This is a genomic window from uncultured Anaerococcus sp., from assembly GCF_947253225.1.
In the GTDB taxonomy this organism is placed as follows: Bacteria; Bacillota; Clostridia; order Tissierellales; family Peptoniphilaceae; genus Anaerococcus.
On record NZ_CAMXYR010000035.1, the window covers coordinates 1 to 15,919 of the forward strand.

A 15,919-nucleotide genomic window follows, 5' to 3' on the forward strand; every position below is an offset into this window, starting at 1 on the left:
ATTATCTGCTTTTTCTATTTTTTCTCTTTGCAGCGTCATTTTTCTTTTTTCTTATAACGCTTGGTTTTTCGTAGTGTTCTCTTTTTCTGTATTCAGAAAGTACACCGGATCTTGCGCATTGTCTTTTGAATCTTTTGATTGCACTATCGATTGATTCGTTTTCTCCAACTCTGATCTCTGTCATTTGCTATCCCCCCTCTCGTATTCGCACAATCGTTTCATATCAGCCTGGTGGCCACTTAAATCCTCGACCTCCAAGTACATGAAAATGCAAGTGAGGTACAGTTTGACCCCCATCTTCACCTACATTGCTACAAACTCTATAGCCCTTATCATCAAGGCCTTTTTCATTTGCGATATTTTTTATCACATCAAAGATATGACCTACAATTCTTAGGCTAGATTCGTCCAATGTGGCTATGCTTTCTATATGCTTTTTTGGTATTACAAGAAAATGGATAGGTGCTTGTGGATCTAAATCGTTAAATGCAATTACATCTTCGTCTTCATAGATTACATCAGAAGGAATTTCCTTATTTATAATCTTACAAAATACACAATCCATACTTCACCCCCATTGATATATATGATACCATATTTAAGCTCTCAGGTAAAGACTAAACGATGATTTTTTTACCTACTTTAAAGCAAAACTCCGATTAGTTCTTCATTTTTGATTTCTGTGATTAAACAATCTCTAATCTCGTTATCAGCTAGGTCAGCCTTCACATTTACCCTCAAATAATTTGTAGAGTATCCTGACTTAAAACCTTCCAAATCAGATTTTGATTCAAATAGAACCGAAAGAGTCTTGCCTATTTGCTCTTTAAGGAAGTTTCTCCTTATCTTTGCTTCAATAATTTCAAGTTCTTTAAGTCTTTTTCTTTTGATATTTCCATCTACTTCTGGCTTCATATCTGCAGCCTTTGTCCCATCCCTCTTAGAGTATTTAAAAAGATGAGTCTTAGAAAATTTTATTTCTTTTACAAAGTCCATAGTTTCTTGGTGGTTTTGGTCAGTTTCTGTAGGAAAGCCAACTATTATATCAGTTGTTAGACCTGCATTTGGAAAAACCTCTCTAATTAAAGCAACTTTTTCTTTAAAGACTTTTGTATCATACTTACGGTTCATAGCTCTTAGAATGTCATCCGATCCAGATTGGAGAGATAAGTGGAAGTGGTCGCAAGCTTTTTTTGTTGCCTTCATTCTAAGAAGAAAATCCCTTGTGATATGCCTTGGCTCCATGCTCGAGAGCCTAATTCTTTCTATACCATCAGTTTTTGCAACTTCTTCTATAACATCAATAAGGCTAGTTCCATTTTTGAGGTCTTTGCCATAACTTGCCACATGAATCCCAGTAAGAACTATTTCCTTATAACCATTTTCAGAAAGTCTTTTAGCTTCTTTCTTAATCGAATCCATATCTCTGCTTGCAATGTTTCCCCTAGCATAAGGAATCAAACAATAAGAACAATACATATTGCAACCATCTTGGATTTTCATGTAGGCACGAGTCATAGCTTCTTGGTTCGATATTTCAAGGTCCTCTATAGTTTTAGTTTCACTCAAAGCAAGCACCTTGTCTATAGCTTTTTTGTTTTGAAGGACATCCTCACAAAGGTCTACCACTTCTTCCTTATTCCTAGAGCCTAATACTATATCTACTCCCTCGATTGCAGAAACTTCTTCTGGTTTCACCTGAGAATAACAACCCATAACAGCTATTACCGCATCTGGATTATCTCTCCTCGCCCTTGATATCATCTGCCTAGATTTTCTATCAGACATATTTGTAACTGTACAAGTATTTATTACATATATATCTGCATTTTCCTCTTTCTTCTTAAACCCTCTTGCTTTAAAGATTTCCTCAACCGCTTCTGATTCGTATTGGTTTACCTTGCAACCTAGGGTTATTATATTAAATGTATTAGTCATTAATCAAAAAAGTCCTTAACTTTGGCAAAGAAAGATTTTTCTTCCTTAACTTCTTCACCACTTATATTTGCATAGGCCTCTAGGGCTTCTTTCTGTTCCTTATTAAGTTTGGTTGGAGTTATGAGCTTGACAAAGAAATATAGGTCGCCTTTTCTATTTCTCCTCTTGTCAAAAATACCTTCTCCCTTCAAAACAAACTTAGTTCCTGTTTGAGTCCCACTAGGAATTTCAAAATTCTTGGTTTCTCTAAGAGTAGGGATTTCGATTTCTCCACCAAGAGCTGCCTTGGTAAAGCTTATAGGCATTTCATAATAAATATTTAGACCGTCTCTTTTAAAGACCTCATGCTCCTTAACCCTCAAAACTAGGTAAAGATCACCGTTAGGTCCACCATTTTCTCCAGCATGACCCTTGCCAGATACTCTCATTACATTATTGTCTTCAACGCCAGCAGGAATATCTACCTTAACTTTTTCAGACTTAAATTCCTTACCACTGCCCTTACAATTTGGACAAGGCTCTTCAATAATTTCTCCACTACCACCACACTTATCACAAGTAACAGTCCTCGACATAGTCCCAAAGGCTGTATGGCTAACTTCGTTGTAGACTCCTCTTCCCTGGCATTTATCACAAGTATGAACCTTATCTGGGTCTTTACTCTTTTTCCCATCACAAACATGACATATTACTTCATGCCTAATCTGAATTTCCTTGCTTGCTCCGAAGGCAGATTCTTGGAAAGTTAGGTATATCACCTGTTGGATGTCTGCACCTTTTATAGGTCTGTTGGCACTTTGACCACCAGAAAATCCTCCACCAAACAAGTCGCCAAAAAGATCTCCAAAGATATCTCCAAATCCTCCTTGAGAAAATCCACCATAACCTCCTGCTCCACCTTCAAAAGCAGCAGCTCCAAACCTATCATATTGACTTCTTTTCTCTTCATCTGAAAGAATCTCGTAGGCAAGACTTGCTTCTTTGAACTTCTCTGCAGCTTCCTCATTGTCAGGATTTAGGTCAGGATGGTATTTTTTTGCTAACTTCCTATATTCTCTTTTAATAACCGCTTGGTCGGCAGTTTTTTCTACTCCAAGCACTTCATATGGGTCTCTCATTTATCCTCCATCCATTAAAAAAAGCTATTCCTCTATGGAAATAGCCTCTTTTATTTTTTATAATTATACTCTATTGATAATTATTTGCAATCATCACTTTTGATATTCTTATTCTTCGTCTTCATCAATTACTTCGTAGTCTGCATCAACTACATCTTCATCATTAGAAGAAGCTTGTTGGCCTTGGGCTCCTTGGTACATTTTTTCACTCATTGAATAAATTTTTTGGGTTAGCTCTTCAGTTTTAGCCTTGATATCTTCAGTATTATCAGAAGCTATAGCTTCTTCAAGGTCTTTAATCTTAGCTTCTACTTCTTCTTTTTCAGCTCCTTCTAGTTTAGCTTCTTCGATAGTTTTCTTAGCTTGGTAAACTAGGTTCTCTGCGTTATTTTTTGCGTCAATTCCTTCTTTTTTCTTCTTATCTTCCTCAGCGAATTTTTCTGCTTCTTTTACTTTTCTATCAATTTCTTCTTCTGATAGGTTAGATGATGAAGTAATTGTGATTTTTTGTTCTTTACCAGAACCTTGGTCTTTGGCAGTTACATTTACAATACCATTTGCGTCAATATCAAAAGTTACTTCAATTTGTGGTACTCCACGTCTTGCAGCAGGGATACCTGTTAGTTGGAACCTACCGAGAGTTGTGTTATCTGCTGCCATCTCACGTTCACCTTGGACAACATGGATGTCAACTTCTGTTTGACCATCAGCAGCTGTGGTAAATACTTGAGATTTCTTTGTTGGAATTGTCGTATTTCTTTCGATAAGTTTTGTAGCAACTCCACCAAGAGTTTCAATTCCTAGGGATAAAGGTGTTACATCAAGAAGAAGTAAGTCTTTTACTTCACCACTTAGGACACCACCTTGGATAGCTGCTCCCAAGGCAACACATTCGTCTGGGTTTATATCTCTTTGTGGCTCTTTGCCAATCAAGTTTTTAACTAGTTCTTGAACTGCTGGAATTCTTGTTGAACCTCCAACTAGGAGAACTTTTTCGATATCACTCTTAGAAAGTCCAGCATCTCTTAAGGCATCTTCAACTGGCTTTCTTGTTTCGTCAACTAGGTTTTTAGTCAATTCATCAAACTTAGCCCTTGAAATAGTTTTTTCCAAGTGAACTGGTTGACCATCTACTGCTGTTATAAATGGTAGGGATACGCTTGTTGAAACTGTTGAAGATAGCTCCTTCTTTGCTTTTTCTGCAGCATCTTTTAGTCTTTGCATAGCAGTAAGGTCTTTGGCAAGATCCACTCCTGTTTCTTTCTTAAACTCACTTACCAAATAGTCAACTAGGGCATGGTCGAAGTCATCTCCACCGAGTTTGTTATTACCTCTTGTAGCAAGTACCTCAAATACCCCATCACCAACTTCAAGGATGGAAACATCGAAAGTACCACCACCAAGGTCATAAACCATAATCTTAGCTTGGTCAGTTTCCTTATCCATACCATAAGCTAGAGCTGCTGCTGTTGGCTCGTTTATAATTCTGTCTACTTTAAGTCCTGCTATTTGTCCAGCATCTTTTGTTGCTTGTCTTTGAGCATCAGTAAAGTATGCAGGAACAGTAATAACCGCATTTGTAACTGTATCATTTAGGTAGCTTTCTGCATCTGCCTTTAGTTTTTGAAGTATCATTGCAGAAATTTCTTCTGGAGTATAGGTCTTACCATCTATAACTGGAGTTTTCCAATCAGTGCCCATCTCTCTCTTTACTGAAGCAATAGTCCTATCTGGGTTAGTAAGGGCTTGTCTTTTTGCTGTTTCACCAACAAGTCTTTCTCCATCTTTTGTAAAAGCAACTATTGAAGGTGTGGTTCTATTTCCTTCTGCATTTGGAATAATTGTTGAGCTTCCACCTTCCATAACTGCAACTGCTGAATTTGTTGTACCTAAGTCAATTCCTATAATTTTAGCCATATGATTTTCCTCCTATTTACTTACCTTAACCATAGCTGGTCTTAGTACTCTTCCATTTAATTTGTATCCTTTTTGGAATGTTTCTATAATATGATTTTCTTCTACTGTATCGCTAGCCTCTGTAATAACTGCTTGATGAAAGTTATGGTCAAACTCGCATCCGTCTGAATCAATCTCTTCAAGTCCTTCATTTTCGAGAACTTTTAGAAGCTCTTTCCTCGTCATAACGACCCCTTCTACAAAGGCATCATTTTCATCAGCCTTAGCAAGAGCCCTATCAAGGTTATCCAAAACAGGTAGAAGTTTTTCAATTAGAGAACTTTGGGCAAACTTCTTGAAATCTGCCTTGTTAGCCTCTTCTCTCTTCTTATAATTTGTAAAATCTGCAAGAAGTCTTTGGTATCTTTCTTGATACTCATTTACCTTTTCATCATCTTTTATATCTTCGCTCTCATCTCCTACGATTTCTGCTTCAATATAATCTTCTTCATTTTCTAAATTTTCGTCTTCTATATCTAAATTCTCATCTCTTTTATTTTCATCTGCCAAGACATTTACCTTCCTTTACTCATTCAATAAATCGGAAATCAACTTAATACTTGCTATTACATCCTTATAGTTAATCCTAGTAAGTCCAACTATACCAATCTTTCCCACAGTATTTTCATCTATATTGAAGTATGAAGTGATAATCGTCGTCTCCTTTAGTTGGTCTATCGGGTTTTCCTCTCCAATAGTAATTACAAGATTTTCATCATCCATCGTTGACCAAAGATCCTTTATTATATCCTTACTATCAAAAAGTTTAATAAATTCCTTAGCCTTAGTCATATCATCAAATTCTTTGAAATTGAAAATATTTCCAATTCCTTCGACCTTGACATCTCTATCTAACTCGTCTTTGGCGTTATTTGAAATTCTTTTACCAACAATATCAATAAGTTTCTCGTAGCTTGAATAAATCTCTCCTTGAAGACTTTCTAATTTACTAGAAATATCTGAAACATTTACTCCAACTAGATCTTTTCTCATAATCTGATTGATTACATCAAGATCCTCACTCGCTATTGGATAATCAAGAAATACTTGGTCATTGTAAATAAGACCATTATCGAATATAGCAACTAGAAGCAGAACCTTGTCTGTAACCTTCATAAGCTCTATATTTGTTATCTTAGATACATCCTTCTTAAAACTTACGGACACAGCTGTCAAATTCGTCATCTCCGCCAAAGTTTTGGTTGCAGTCTCTATGATATCACTAGCGTTATGGTATCTTTTATCAAGAAGCCTTCTAATATTATCGGATTTCTCGATATCGGAATCTCCTATAAGACCATTTTCCAGAATATAGTCTACAAAAAGCCTATAACCCTTATCTGAGGGAAACCTACCGCTAGATGTATGAGCTTTCTTCAAAAGACCCTTCTTTTCAAGAGAACTCATATCATTCCTAATAGTAGCCGGTGATACATCAAACGAGTAATCATCAGCTAAAGACTTAGAACCTACTGGTTCTCCCTTAAAAATATAGGAGTCTATGATAGAGAATAGGATTTGCGTTCTTCTATCTTTCAAAGCTTTCACTCCTTTAGCACTCTTTGCTCCCGACTGCTAATACTAATATACTTAGTATAACTTTATTGTCAAGTTTTATTTTAAAAATATTTTTATTTGTTTTTTTTAATTTATCAAAATCTAACTTTCAAATTATTTCAACAAAAAATTCATTAGATAAGCTCATTCCTTTTTTGGTTAAGGCGAAATTCTCATCGACTGTAAAAAAGTCTTGACCTGAAAACTTATTGACAACATCTTTATATTTAAACAGGAAGTCTTTACCAAATTTTTCCTCAAATTTTCTAAGATTTATCCCTTCAACTTCCCTAAGTTTAAAAATTATATATTCCTTCTCCCTATCCTCAAGACTTAAAAAATTCTCTTCCTCAATAGGATACTTGCCGTTTTTTATCAAGCTATCGTATTTTACAAAGTTACGAACATTAGTGTATCTTTTGTTGGATATAAAGCCTGCTGCTCCTAGTCCAAAGGCAACGTATCCACCTATATCCCAGTACTTTTTGTTATGGATTGATTCCTTGCCCGCTCTAGCAAAGTTTGAAATCTCATATCTATTTAGCCCAATTTTTGCTAGTTCATCAACAAGATAAGAGAAAATATCGACCTCATCATCTACATCCATAAGATCAAGTTTTCCTTTTTTATCCATATAATAAAACCTAGACCCCTTATCAAGAATTAGAGAATACCAAGATATGTGGTCAGGCTTTAGTTGTTTAACCATTTCTAGATCTTTTTTTACAGAAGAAAAATCTTGACCAGGTAGGTTTAGCATAAGATCAAAAGATAAATCAAATCCAAATTCTTTAATTAATTCGATATCTCTTAAGGCAATATCTCCTGTATGATTTCTTCCAATATTTTTCAAAACCTCATCATCAAAAGTCTGTACCCCAAGAGATATACGGCTAACTCCTAAATTTTTGTAAAAGCTAAGCTTATTTTTATCAATTGAATTCGGATTACATTCTAGGCTAAATTCTCTGATATCTAAGGAAAATTTACTCAATTCATCTACAATTTGCCCTATATATTTTTCATCAATATAAGATGGAGTACCTCCACCAAGGTAAATAGTATCAATAGCTATATCCATATTCTTCCTATACATCCTTATTTCTCTTAGCAAGTTTTCTATATAGCCATCAATGCGTTTCTCAAGATGGGCGAAAGCCGTAAAATCGCAATAATAGCATTTTTTTTCACAAAAAGGGATGTGAATATAACAACCAATCTTATCCATATATCCTCCTAATAAAAAAAGATGAGGAAAACTCACCTTAATTCTGATTCTACCACTATCATACTTGTATCTCTTATTATATTTAAGCTAACCTCTGCCTTATTGTTAATCCTAATAATATCTCCACCAACATAAATCCTTGTGTCATATTCGACCATACCTAGCCTTATAAATATCAAGGTATTTGAAAACTTGTTAGTTATAGATATATTTTCTCCACCCTTGAAATTTTCAGTCCTTATAAGTTGTCTTGAATCTTCATTTTCTGTAGTTGCATCTTCAATAGATTTATCTTTATTTTTTTCTTCTTTGCCTTCTAAGTAGGATTTCCTTGTAAGAAAGTATTCATGAGTAACTTCCTCTGTCCCCATGTTTGTCTTTACTAGGTGGGACGAAAAGTACTTATAATTGAGTTTTTTATGAATTTTCTTGGATTTATAGTTGCCCCTAAAGTGACCCCCGAAAACTACATCGACTTTAACTACTTCAAACAAGTAGGACAAGACCAAATTTAAGGCCTCAGTCATTATCCCTTGCCCTTGATAGGCATTAGCTAGGACAAAACCAAGTTGGACAGCCAACTTATCACTAAAATTAGTAAAAAAACTTTCATCATACTTATGGATGCCAACAGAGCCAATTACCTTGCCATCCTTTTCTATGGCAAAGATATTTTTCCCGCTTATAAATTCATCAAGAACCTTCTTGCTATCATCAATTGTCTCATGGTGAAACCAACCAGCCGCTTCTCCAAGACCTGGTGTCTTGGCGTAGGCATAAAAATCTTCTAAGTCATCTTCTGTAAAACTTCTAAGAATAAATCTCTCTCCCTTGAGAACCACCTTGCTAATATCTATATCTATGTTCATAAACCTTCCTCGTATGTAAGGGTGGACTTCCACCCTTTTATTATAAATCTACCTTAATAACCAGAAGATCGCTATCTTTATTAGCTATAAGTCCATGTTCTTCATTAGGGTTTAAGAAAATCAAATCTCCAGGTGAAATAATTTCACTTTCTTTTTCGCCTATAAATCTAACCAATCCCCTGTAAATTACAACTAAAACTGTTCTGTCTGACTTGTGGCTTGGTATTTCTTCATTTTCTTTCAAACTTAAATGGGTAACTTGAACCTTATCCTCTTCTAAAATATGCTCAAACTTCCCTTCAATCCTATTAGCTTTAATCTTTCTCATAAAATCTCCTATAAAAATATGTGATTCTCAGCTGCCTTAAACATCAGCTCTCTCTTCTTCTCTTTTAAGTCAATCATAATATCTTCATCAGCTACCCCTAATTTTCTCAGGCTATAGATACAATCAAGTAGGAATTCATTGCTACCTACTACATAGAAAATGCCATTTCTAACTTCCATTTGCTTGACCATCTCAAAAAAGTCCCTCCTAGATTCTACCCAAACTTGCTTAAACAAAGCATTGTCTATACTTGATATTTCTGCTTCAAATAGATGATTTTCTTTCCTATTTACATTTATACTCACAAGTTCTGGGATACCTGTTGGATTTTTCTTGAACTTATTAATCAAGGGTCTCATTGTTGTAAGACCAATCCCCATAGAAAGGAGAACTAAGGGTCTACCTTCTCTCCTTAATTTCATGTGACATTTGATTTTAAAAAACTCAAGATAATCTCCCACTTTTTTTTCTGCTAGAGCCTTCTTAAAGTCGGACTTTCTTATCGAAAACTTGGTTGTAAAAGAAACTGTATCTTCATCATCTAGGGTATTGATGCTAAGGTGGTGGACTAGTTTCTTGTTTACCTCTCCGCCTTCATTAAAGCCAGGAATAGCAAGGTGAAAACTTGAACCCTCATCCCAGCTAAGCCCTTCAGGCTTTTCTAAAGTATAGGTCTTTACATTTTTATACTCATCTTTTATATCTAAAATTTTAACCCTATAAATTTTGTTATCCATATTTTCCATAAAATCTCCTTAATGATAATTATTATCATAATAATCTATACCCATTTTTTCTTATAAGTTCTTGTAGATGATAAATTTTCCATAGAAAAAGCAACCCCTAAGGATTGCTTAAACTTATTCGTCATCTAATTTCAACACTGCTAGGAAGGCATCTTGCGGAACTTCTACATTTCCAAGCTGACGCATCCTCTTCTTACCTTCTTTTTGTTTTTCAAGAAGTTTTTTCTTTCTTGATATATCTCCTCCATAGCATTTAGCTATAACGTCTTTTCTAAGGGCCCTAACAGTCTCCCTAGCTATTACCTTTCCACCAATTGCGGCTTGAATAGGCACCGCAAATTGTTGTCTTGGGATTTCATCTTTTAGTTTTTCAACTATGCCCCTTCCTCTAGCATAAGCACTATCTCTATGAACAATCAGAGAAAGAGCATCTACATTTTGGTCATTAATTAAGATATCGAGCTTTACAAGATTTGAAACTTGATATCCTGAAAGTCCATAATCAAGAGAAGCATAACCCTTAGTTCTTGATTTTAGAGAATCGAAGAAATTGTAAATAACTTCATTTAGTGGAATCTTATACTTAATCGACACCCTATTCTCGTCAATGTAAGTCATATCTATAAGCTCCCCTCGTCTTGATTGGGCAAGCTCCATTATTTGACCTATATATTCCTTAGGAGTGATAATTTCAGATATTGTAACAGGTTCTTCTATATATTCTATCTCCGCTGGGTCAGGGAAATCATTAGGATTTTGTAACTCAATTATTTGGTCTTTTCCCTTGAGTTTTACGTCATAAATTACTGATGGAGCTGTTGCAATAATATCAAGGTCATATTCTCTTTCTAGCCTTTGAGTAATGATATCCATATGCAAAAGACCCAAAAATCCTGCCCTAAGACCAACCCCTAGAGCCTGAGAATTTTCTTGTTCAAAAACAAGTGCTGCATCATTTACCTGGAGTTTCTCCAAGGAATCACGTAGTTTATCAAAACTTTCTCCCTCTGCTGGATAAATTCCTGAATAAACCATAGGAAGAACTTCCTTATAGCCAGATAAGGGCTTGTCTGTTGGATTTTCTACGCTTGTAATTGTATCACCAACTCTTGCATCCTTAACTTCCTTAATGCTTGCCTCAATAAAACCTACATCCCCACTTCTAAGCTCTTTTGTGGCAATTCTTTTTTTCATAGTATAGCCGACAGTATTTACCTCATACTTTTTGCCTGTATTCATCATCAAGATTTCATCACCAGGTCTTACAACACCTTCAAATACTCTCACATAACAAACTACTCCGACATAAGAGTCATAATAAGAATCGAAAATCAGAGCCTTTAAAGGCTTATCATCGTGATCTTCTGGTGCTGGTACATTTTGAACTATATCTTCTAAAACATCCTCAACATTTAGTCCAGTCTTTGCCGAAATTTGTGGGGCGTTCTCACAATCTAAGCCAATTTGATTTTCTATCTCAAGTTTAACTTCATCAACCCTTGCTGATGGAAGATCGATTTTATTCAAAACTGGTAGGATTTCAAGGTCTTGTTCTAGGGCAAGATAAGTATTAGCAAGGGTTTGTGCCTCTACTCCTTGGCTAGCATCTACAACAAGGATTGCTCCCTCGCAAGCTTTTAGAGATCTTGAAACTTCGTAATTAAAATCTACATGCCCTGGAGTATCTATTAAGTTTAAATCGTAAACCTCACCATCCTTGGCCTTATACTGGATTTTAATTGATTTTAATTTTATGGTGATGCCTCTTTCTTGCTCAAGCTCCATATCATCTAGCATTTGATTGGACATCTCTCTTTCAGAAAGATTTTGGCTTTTTTCAATCAACCTGTCAGCAAGAGTGCTCTTGCCGTGGTCAATATGAGCAATAATAGAGAAATTTCTTATATTATTTTTCTTCTTCATCTTTATTCCTTATCTGGGTATGGATTGTGATCTATTAGACCTAGTCTATTTATTGGATAAAATCTAACAAAGGCATGGCCTACAAGTCTTTCTTTTTCTATAGGTCCAAAATTTCTAGAATCATTGCTTTCTCCTGGAATCCTATTATCTCCCATAACAAAATACTCGCCTTCTGTTAAAGTCCACTCGCTTAAATCACTTGTAGGACTTGTTTCATTTATAGAAGTATAAGTTTCTTTAAGTTCTTCATTGTTTAGGTAAACTTTTCCATCTGCGATTTTAATTGTATCGCCTGCCTCTCCTATAATTCTTTTGACATATAGTTTCTTTGGATCATCGGGAGCTTTAAGAATTACAATATCGCCTCTCTTGTAGCCCCTAAACCTACTCCCGATTTTATCAACTAGGAGGATATCTCCATTATGTAGGGTATTTAGCATAGACTTACCTGAAACTTTTGTTGCATCTACAATGAACATTTTAATAAATATGGTTATTATTAGAGCAAGACCAATAGTCTTGACCCAATCCCATATATCATACAAAATACTATCTTTATTTTTTAAATTATCACTCATATTAACCTCTCATTCACTTTTAAATTATATCCTATATTATGGAATTGTTCAAAATTTTAAGGCTAATTTGATAAAACACCTTGTATATTAGTTTGATTTATGGTAAAATGTATCAGTCGAACAAAAAGTTCGGGAAAGAGGTGAAAGTTAATGGCAAATATTAAATCTAGTAAAAAAAGAATTGAAGTAGCTAAAAGAAATACTGAAAGAAACAAAGCTAGAAAATCTGAAATAAAAACTCTTATCAAAAGATTTGAAGCAGCAGTAGAAGCTAAAGATGCTGACAAAGCAGCTACTTTCTTTAAGAAAACAGATAAAAGATTAAAACAAGCTGAAGCTAAAAATGTTATTCATAAAAACAAAGTTGCAAGAACAACATCAAGACTTGCTAAAGCTTTAAATGAATTAAATGCCTAATATAAATGAGTGAATATCAGTATCGGATCCTCACATATGTCTACTGATAATCACTCATTTTTTATTTTGTAAATTTTCCTATTAAAATTGTAAGGGCTAGGTCTATATCAAAAACTCCACTTTTTTGCCTAACTTCCATATCAAATAGATAATCATGAAGGTCAAATAGATCCTTGGAGGTGAAATTTCCAAGAAAACCCCTAACCTTTCTAAGCTCAAAGGGTGAAATCCCCAAGACCTTTTGGATAAAAGTATCATTAAAGCCCTTAGTAGTTAACTCCTTTATCCCAATCATATTTCTAACCTGTCTAATCAACATATGATAAATCATAAAGAGGTCCTCCCCATTTTTTTTCATAGCTAGGTAGGTGTCCATTGATTTTTTCTTATCCTTACTTGCCAAGGCATCCGTTAGGTTGAAGATATTCAAATTTAATATTTCATTTAGTTGCTCATCCACATCTTCTTTTGTTACAAGTTCATCATTGGAGTTAGCTATGATTTTCTCGACAGTGTTTACCACATCATATAGTTTTATCTCGCTATCCCTATTTAAGTAAGAAAATCTTTCAATTATTTCATTTACCAGAGATTTTTGGATTTTTTTATTGGCTTTGACAAACCTCTTGCCTATGAAAGATGTAAGCTCGCTTTTATTGAGTCTATCAATCTTTACAACACAGGCTTTCTTGTCAAGAGCCTTGTAGAACTTCCCCTTGAAGGGAGGGTTGTCAGAGAAAATAAACATGATAGCATATTCTGGAAAGTCCTCCATATCTGTTAATAACTTATCCAAAATTTCTTGGTAGTTCTTGATAGAATTTTTTGAAAAATCAATATTTCTCCAAATAATAACCTTCTTATCTTCCATGACAGGGTAAGTTTCTATAGAATTTTTAATAATTTCATAGCTTGCATCTGCCTTGATATCAACAAAGTTAAAATCCTTTATGGCGACTAAATCACTAGCCTCAGCAATTATTGCATCTGTTAGAAATTCTTCTTTAGAATCAAATAAATATATGCCAGCCAAGTCTTTTTTTATAAATTTTTTCATAAAGTCTATATAATTCATCTAAAATACCCTCCTTTTAGGTACTTAATTATCCTAAATTTATTAGTAAAATCCATCTCTACCATCCCATCAGTTTGGGTATTGTAAATGATTCTATCAGAAACATTCTCCAAAACTTCCTTGCTAGGATGACCATATGTGTTATTTCTCCCAGCAGAAATTAGTACAACTTTAGGATTAACCCTCTCTATAAAGTCCCTAGCAGAAGAGGTCTTTGACCCATGGTGAGAAAGTTTTAAGATATCAGCCCTAGTATTAATATCTTTCTCAAACTCACTTTGTAAATCTCCTAGACTTAGGATACGAATCTCCTTAATATTTATAAGTAAACCTATAGAATTTGCATTCTCATCTGCATCTGCCCCTTCATAAATACATTCTATATAGCCATGTGAAAGCTTAATCCTGTCATGATTTTTTATTATTTCTGGTCTATATTTTTTGACGGCTTCTATGTTTAATTTGGATGTGTAGATATTTTCAACATCAAAGTTATCGCAAACTCTATCGATATTTCCAACATGGTCCTTATCCTCATGAGAGATGAAAATACCCTTTATCTTTCTTACTCCCAAGCTTTTAAGATATGGTACTAGGATTCTTTCACCAGAATCATAGGTCTTTGACTTTGGTCCTCCAACATCTACCATATAATAATCATCCATATCCTTTAGCAAAAAACAATCTCCCTGGCCAATATCAATCATTTGGTAGGAAATTTTCTCCCTATCCTTACAAAGACTTATTATGATTATAAGAGCTGATAGCAAAAAAATTCCAGATTTTCTTTTGATTATTCTCTTGTCTAAACTTACTAAAATTAATATTAGCATGAATCCATAAAAAACTAAAATCAGACTCGGTCTTGCAAAATCAATCTTAAATAAAGAAAGTTTCGCCAAAATTCCTGTTATATTAAGGATTGAAGATATTAAAAAATCTAAAATCCCAAATCCAACCTTTAACAAATTTCCAAAAATAGGATACAAAAATACCAAACCAAAGATAAGATACATAGAAATATTAAAGATTGGCAAAACTAAGAAGTTTGCAATGATGCTAACTAGGTTAAACCTCCCAAAATAATAAATCAGCATTGGAAAAAGTCCTAGTTGAATTGATGAAGTAAAGGCTATAGATTTTCTTATGTAGCTTTTACCAAACTTTGATTTTAGCCTTGGATAAATTAAATAAATAGAAAGGCAGCTAGCAAAACTTAAAATAAATCCAGCATTTAAAAGGGCAAAAGGATTTTTTATAAGTATCAGTCCTGCAACTATTAATAAGGCTTTGATTCTATCAAGAGGTTTTTTATAAAGAAAGGCCAAATAAGCTATTAAATTTACCCCCAAAACCCTCATTACTGAAAAGGGAAAATCTATCAAGTAGGCATATAAACTTGCTAGTAATAATGCCAATAACCATAAAATCCTGTAGTTGACTTTTAATTTCTTAAAGATAAAGAAAACAAAGGCAAACAAAAGATCTATGTGAAGACCCGAAACTGCTAAAATATGGCTTAGCCCCAACTCCCTAATAGAAACATCATCAACTAGAGCTTCTCCAAGCACAATAGAAGTGCAAAAATTTGCAGACCTCAAGGACATATTTAGGTCAAAAATCCTGTGGATGTACTTATAAAAAGAGTTTCTAAGCCTTAGACCCCAGTGCTTTCCCCTAATCTTTTTGTCAATATGCTTAATTTTTGCCTCAGAAAAAATCCCCTTGCTTGCAAGATAGTGCCTGTAGGAAAAAAGATTTGGATTTGTGTTTATTCTTGGTTCTTTAAAGCTTGCACGTGCGAGAAAAATTTCTCCAATATCTAAGTCCTCTTGAAGAAAAGCTACAGTTTTTTCCTTGATATTATTATTTTGAGCAATTAAAAAATACCTGTACCCCTCATCCACCTTTCTTTTCTCATAAACTGTAAATTTAAAAGGACCAGGTGCTGTTTTTCTTAAAGTTTTATCAGACAAAGTTGCCTTAGCCGATAAAAAAATTAAGCAAAGTGCCAAAAAATAATACCAAAGTTTTGAATTCTTCCAATAAAAAACAAAGCCAAAAACCAAAGAGCCTAGGAGGATTAATAAAATATTTGCTTGTTCATAATTTACAAACAGGAAAAGTCCTGTAATAAGTCCGCATAAAAATACTAAAATACTTTTTCTCATAATTTCCTCTAAAAC

General features: G+C 34.3%; 16 protein-coding genes. 1 reads left to right on the forward strand and 15 read right to left on the reverse strand.

Annotated elements, in window-relative coordinates; genetic code table 11:
• Position 1: 1 nt before the first annotated feature.
• The 13 genes from rpsU to lepB form a co-directional block, all read right to left on the reverse strand.
• Positions 2–184, reverse strand: coding sequence for a 30S ribosomal protein S21 (gene rpsU / locus Q0W95_RS05240; RefSeq protein WP_004836286.1), 183 nt, complete (start codon positions 182–184; stop codon positions 2–4).
• 39 nt (positions 185–223) lie between these two features.
• Entirely contained in the window at positions 224–565 is a 342-nt protein-coding gene (locus Q0W95_RS05245; protein WP_297790594.1) for a histidine triad nucleotide-binding protein, read from the reverse strand.
• A 77-nt stretch (positions 566–642) separates the two neighbouring features.
• Positions 643–1,938, reverse strand: coding sequence for a tRNA (N(6)-L-threonylcarbamoyladenosine(37)-C(2))-methylthiotransferase MtaB (gene mtaB / locus Q0W95_RS05250; RefSeq protein ID WP_297790596.1), 1,296 nt, complete (start codon positions 1,936–1,938; stop codon positions 643–645).
• Positions 1,938–3,056 carry a molecular chaperone DnaJ gene (dnaJ, locus tag Q0W95_RS05255; RefSeq protein WP_297790598.1) on the reverse strand — a complete coding sequence of 373 codons (1,119 nt, stop codon included), beginning with the start codon at positions 3,054–3,056 and terminating at the stop codon, positions 1,938–1,940. The genes mtaB and dnaJ overlap by 1 nt, the downstream gene beginning before the upstream one ends.
• 108 nt (positions 3,057–3,164) lie before the next feature.
• Positions 3,165–4,973: a molecular chaperone DnaK gene (gene dnaK, locus Q0W95_RS05260; protein WP_297790599.1), complete on the reverse strand. Its 1,809-nt coding sequence runs from the start codon at positions 4,971–4,973 to the stop codon at positions 3,165–3,167.
• 12 nt (positions 4,974–4,985) lie between these two features.
• Positions 4,986–5,522 (reverse strand): nucleotide exchange factor GrpE, encoded by a 537-nt coding sequence (grpE, locus tag Q0W95_RS05265; RefSeq protein ID WP_297790600.1) that lies wholly within the window; start codon positions 5,520–5,522, stop codon positions 4,986–4,988.
• 15 nt (positions 5,523–5,537) lie between these two features.
• Positions 5,538–6,560: a heat-inducible transcriptional repressor HrcA gene (gene hrcA / locus Q0W95_RS05270; protein ID WP_366800491.1), complete on the reverse strand. Its 1,023-nt coding sequence runs from the start codon at positions 6,558–6,560 to the stop codon at positions 5,538–5,540.
• 118 nt (positions 6,561–6,678) lie between these two features.
• Complete coding sequence (hemW, locus tag Q0W95_RS05275) at positions 6,679–7,797, reverse strand: radical SAM family heme chaperone HemW (protein WP_297790604.1); 1,119 nt, start codon at positions 7,795–7,797, stop codon at positions 6,679–6,681.
• A 32-nt stretch (positions 7,798–7,829) separates the two neighbouring features.
• The gene (locus tag Q0W95_RS05280; protein WP_297790606.1) at positions 7,830–8,666 is read right to left on the reverse strand and encodes a GNAT family N-acetyltransferase; all 837 of its coding nucleotides are present in this window, start codon (positions 8,664–8,666) and stop codon (positions 7,830–7,832) included.
• A gap of 40 nt (positions 8,667–8,706) precedes the next feature.
• A complete protein-coding gene (locus tag Q0W95_RS05285; RefSeq protein ID WP_297790608.1) occupies positions 8,707–8,994 on the reverse strand; it encodes an AraC family ligand binding domain-containing protein in 288 nt (95 codons plus the stop codon).
• A gap of 8 nt (positions 8,995–9,002) precedes the next feature.
• On the reverse strand, positions 9,003–9,740 hold the full coding sequence (locus tag Q0W95_RS05290) for a hypothetical protein (RefSeq protein ID WP_297790610.1): 738 nt from the start codon (positions 9,738–9,740) through the stop codon (positions 9,003–9,005).
• A gap of 114 nt (positions 9,741–9,854) precedes the next feature.
• The gene (lepA, locus tag Q0W95_RS05295) at positions 9,855–11,663 is read right to left on the reverse strand and encodes a translation elongation factor 4 (protein WP_297790612.1); all 1,809 of its coding nucleotides are present in this window, start codon (positions 11,661–11,663) and stop codon (positions 9,855–9,857) included.
• Between the two features lie 2 nt (positions 11,664–11,665).
• On the reverse strand, positions 11,666–12,241 hold the full coding sequence (gene lepB, locus Q0W95_RS05300; protein ID WP_297790614.1) for a signal peptidase I: 576 nt from the start codon (positions 12,239–12,241) through the stop codon (positions 11,666–11,668).
• Positions 12,242–12,391: 150 nt separating this feature from the next.
• Between lepB and rpsT the strand changes: the two genes are divergently transcribed.
• Positions 12,392–12,658, forward strand: coding sequence for a 30S ribosomal protein S20 (gene rpsT, locus Q0W95_RS05305; RefSeq protein WP_297790615.1), 267 nt, complete (start codon positions 12,392–12,394; stop codon positions 12,656–12,658).
• A gap of 61 nt (positions 12,659–12,719) precedes the next feature.
• Here rpsT and holA read toward each other — a convergent pair whose 3' ends face one another.
• Complete coding sequence (gene holA, locus Q0W95_RS05310) at positions 12,720–13,733, reverse strand: DNA polymerase III subunit delta (protein WP_297790617.1); 1,014 nt, start codon at positions 13,731–13,733, stop codon at positions 12,720–12,722.
• Positions 13,730–15,904, reverse strand: a complete 2,175-nt coding sequence (locus tag Q0W95_RS05315) for a DNA internalization-related competence protein ComEC/Rec2 (protein ID WP_297790619.1) — start codon at positions 15,902–15,904, stop codon at positions 13,730–13,732. Before Q0W95_RS05315 ends, holA begins: the two co-directional genes overlap by 4 nt.
• Positions 15,905–15,919: the final 15 nt, after the last annotated feature.

Coding starts and splice junctions, on each gene's coding strand:
- holA (WP_297790617.1), bottom strand. CDS start 13,733: ATGAATTATATAGACTTTATGAAAAAATTTATAAAAAAAGACTTGGCT.
- mtaB (WP_297790596.1), bottom strand. CDS start 1,938: ATGACTAATACATTTAATATAATAACCCTAGGTTGCAAGGTAAACCAA.
- dnaJ (WP_297790598.1), bottom strand. CDS start 3,056: ATGAGAGACCCATATGAAGTGCTTGGAGTAGAAAAAACTGCCGACCAA.
- lepA (WP_297790612.1), bottom strand. CDS start 11,663: ATGAAGAAGAAAAATAATATAAGAAATTTCTCTATTATTGCTCATATT.
- Q0W95_RS05315 (WP_297790619.1), bottom strand. CDS start 15,904: ATGAGAAAAAGTATTTTAGTATTTTTATGCGGACTTATTACAGGACTT.
- Q0W95_RS05285 (WP_297790608.1), bottom strand. CDS start 8,994: ATGAGAAAGATTAAAGCTAATAGGATTGAAGGGAAGTTTGAGCATATT.
- rpsU (WP_004836286.1), bottom strand. CDS start 184: ATGACAGAGATCAGAGTTGGAGAAAACGAATCAATCGATAGTGCAATC.
- Q0W95_RS05280 (WP_297790606.1), bottom strand. CDS start 8,666: ATGAACATAGATATAGATATTAGCAAGGTGGTTCTCAAGGGAGAGAGA.
- dnaK (WP_297790599.1), bottom strand. CDS start 4,973: ATGGCTAAAATTATAGGAATTGACTTAGGTACAACAAATTCAGCAGTT.
- hemW (WP_297790604.1), bottom strand. CDS start 7,797: ATGGATAAGATTGGTTGTTATATTCACATCCCTTTTTGTGAAAAAAAA.
- Q0W95_RS05290 (WP_297790610.1), bottom strand. CDS start 9,740: ATGGAAAATATGGATAACAAAATTTATAGGGTTAAAATTTTAGATATA.
- lepB (WP_297790614.1), bottom strand. CDS start 12,241: ATGAGTGATAATTTAAAAAATAAAGATAGTATTTTGTATGATATATGG.
- Q0W95_RS05245 (WP_297790594.1), bottom strand. CDS start 565: ATGGATTGTGTATTTTGTAAGATTATAAATAAGGAAATTCCTTCTGAT.
- rpsT (WP_297790615.1), top strand. CDS start 12,392: ATGGCAAATATTAAATCTAGTAAAAAAAGAATTGAAGTAGCTAAAAGA.